Source organism: Pseudomonas fluorescens, from assembly GCF_902497745.1.
Classification (GTDB): Bacteria; Pseudomonadota; Gammaproteobacteria; order Pseudomonadales; family Pseudomonadaceae; genus Aquipseudomonas; species Aquipseudomonas fluorescens_BM.
Map to the genome: position 1 here is coordinate 11,012 of NZ_CABVHJ010000039.1, position 2,895 is coordinate 13,906.

A 2,895-nucleotide genomic window follows, 5' to 3' on the forward strand; every position below is an offset into this window, starting at 1 on the left:
GATTTTTCACAGCATCGGGACATGGATCTTGCGCTACCAGGCTAAATCTCCAGTAACCCGTATTTTCTTTTCGGCTAGCGTCAACCGATGTGTAAACAAAATATTTTTCATTAGGATTATGGTCTTCATAAGCTGTACTAAGAAAGCTGGTGCCAGGTTGATATTGATTGATGAGGGAAACAGGATCATTTTCTCTGATTTTCCCGTCGGGAGAATTAGTCTTCAGAATAATTTTCCAGTTAAGCGCGGGAGATTTAGCTGGATCAAGAAGCGAGGTATTTACTCTATACAATACTCCCGCCAGATTGACATCTCCATACACAGCGAGCAAGCCACCGTCACACTCGTTCAAGCCCTTTAGCAGTATAATGTCATTATTCTGTATTTCTGTACCCAGGGGCTTACCTTGACCGGAGAGGACGCGCCACATGCCAACTGCGCTTTTCAAGACTTTTTCACCGCGTAGAGTCGGAGAGTCTACCGTGATGGTGTGAAACTTTGAGTAAGGCGTAGCATCAGGCGTGGATGTGGCTAAAAAGCCGCCAGCCCAGCTCCAGTTGGGAGCGTTGTTTTGCAGTGCAATAGCATCGCCGTATTTTATTGTATTACTCATTATCAGCAGCTCCATTGATGATATTATATCGATTGAGTTAACTCTGACCGGGTAAAAGTCTATCGACTACGACCATTGATACGTCGCGACTGCGGAGTTAATCCGTCCGCGACTTGCTTACAGAAAACACCATTTCAATACTGATCAGCTCCTCACACCGTCTCAAATAATTAATCCATTTATCTCATCGATTGATCGCTGCGCCGCTTGCAAGAGCGACCTCTGGCTGAATACCAGGTTGCAATGGTGCAATCCACGCACCTCACCGTGCCGCAGCCGATCAATCAGCACCCCGCCCGAAACCCGCATCACCGTAGTGAAAGTTAATGATGGAAACGTTCGCTTCGGCATAAACGCCCTCGCGCGGGTGAGAGTCACCACAAAGAGAACTACCAACGTATCGAATATGAAACACCGGAATAAATAGAATGATTCGGAATGAAACAAATAAATTAATATACAAACAACAACTTGTAACACCAAGTGTTTCGGCATGATCTATCAAGCCTAAAAGGGGATCATTACTAGCAGAAAGTTCTGGAGTAAGTAGCAAGAAATCTAAACCCGTATTTAGCCCGAACCCATAACAACCCACATTACAATGCCAAGCTTTACATTTTTTATTACAATTAATGCCAGACCTGAAACAGCACCTAATGGGATCCCCCTCACAACAGGCATACGGATTAATCCCACCTTTGCCAAACGACCTCAGGCTGTCCGGTGACGCAAAGCGTCGCAGGCCGGCGCTGTACAGACGGATACCCGATCACGACACGAGTGCCTCCCAGTAGAATAGCGAGACAAATAGACTATTCTTTTGAGACGCTCCGAGGTGACGTTTTATATTTAATAGTGCAAGCTATTAAAGCTTGCATCGGCGCCAAAACGCCATTGAAATCATTTCTGATTGGGTGTTCTCAAGCTGTATCATTTCAAGGGATTAACTTCGCTGTTTACTGCTTTACCAGCAATCGGCTTACGTCGGTACTGCTGTGCTTCCTCGGGGCCTATAGCTCAGATGGTTAGAGCAGTCGACTCATAATCGATTGGTCCACGGTTCAAGTCCGTGTAGGCCCACCACATACAAAAGCATTGGGTACAATATCTGCTGCCTGGAGCGACCGTTTTCGGCGCTACAATGAACTATGGCATCAACGCCAACGTTACCCGAAAATAAGTGAAATTTATCTGACGCCAGTAGTCATCCTGGCTCGATACTATCGGAGTGAGAGACCCTATATCTGAACTCCCGTTGGACATAGACGGCATACTCGTATGCATCATACGTAATTTATCGGGAGTAAATTTTAAACCTGCCCTCAATTGGATTCCGAGAGGATTTTTATCGCCAAGCCTACTGCCGCTATAGAATGCCCCCCCGTCTTCGTCGGTCGTATTATTGCGCCGATCCTCATTCAAGCCGAAATTTTAACTGGATCAGTGCAATAACCAAGTGACGTACTTACAAACCAACCATCCTCTTGACCTAGAGGCGTTAATACGGAGCGTCGTATGTCGTTGCTGACCCATCTTTATTTACGAGACTTTTTGAGACTGTATTGTTAACAGCCATTTTAGGCCTCCTCTAGCATTTCAGTTTTCAGCAAGCCCCCCCTATCTGACAACGTTCCAATCTTCCGCCCTCCCCATCACGTCTCAAATAATTCGTCAAACTGTCTCACGGTCGGGTCGGCGGTCTCAAGGACCAAGTGCAACACCTGATGTAAGGTGTTGCCATGCCAACGAAGTACACACATCTCAGCACTGAGGAGCGTGTCGCCATCATGGTGATGCAGCTTCAACATCTTTCTCTGCGAGCTATCGCCGTTTTACTCAGGCGTCATCCCCGTACCATTAGCCGTGAGATCAGGCGGCACAGCCAACTGGGTCGATACGATTCGGCTCACGCCGCCAGCAGGGCTCGAGTGCTACGTCACAAGCCTCGCCGCCAGTCTCGTTTGTGCTCTGGCTCTGAGTTGTTCCAAGTGATCATGGAAATGCTGCGCATTGGCTGGTCACCCCAGCAAATTGCCAGCAGACTACGCAGTATCTGGCCCGATCATCCCGAGCGACATGTGAGTCACGAAACCATCTACCTGGCTATTTATGCCTATCCGCGAGGGGAGCTGAAGCGCCAGCTCATCAGCTACTTGCGCCAAGGTAAGGGCAAGCGCCGCCCGCGAACCCAGAGTGCCACACGTCGAGAGCGCTACCCTGCGGAACTCAGCATTCACCTGCGTCCACCGGAGGTCGAAGATCGCCTTGTTCCTGGGCACTGG

General features: G+C 48.5%; 2 protein-coding genes and 1 tRNA gene. 2 read left to right on the forward strand and 1 reads right to left on the reverse strand.

The features are described from left to right. Positions 1 to 613, reverse strand: a 613-nt coding sequence (locus tag F8N44_RS31515; protein ID WP_224794848.1) for a hypothetical protein, incomplete at its 3' end; no start/stop codon positions are given. 1,006 nt (positions 614 to 1,619) lie between these two features. Between F8N44_RS31515 and F8N44_RS30650 the strand changes: the two genes are divergently transcribed. Both F8N44_RS30650 and F8N44_RS30655 read left to right on the forward strand, forming a co-directional pair. Further along, positions 1,620 to 1,696, forward strand: a tRNA-Ile gene (locus tag F8N44_RS30650). Positions 1,697 to 2,352: 656 nt separating this feature from the next. Further along, on the forward strand, positions 2,353 to 2,895 hold a 543-nt coding region (locus F8N44_RS30655), incomplete at its 3' end, for an IS30 family transposase (RefSeq protein WP_150652967.1).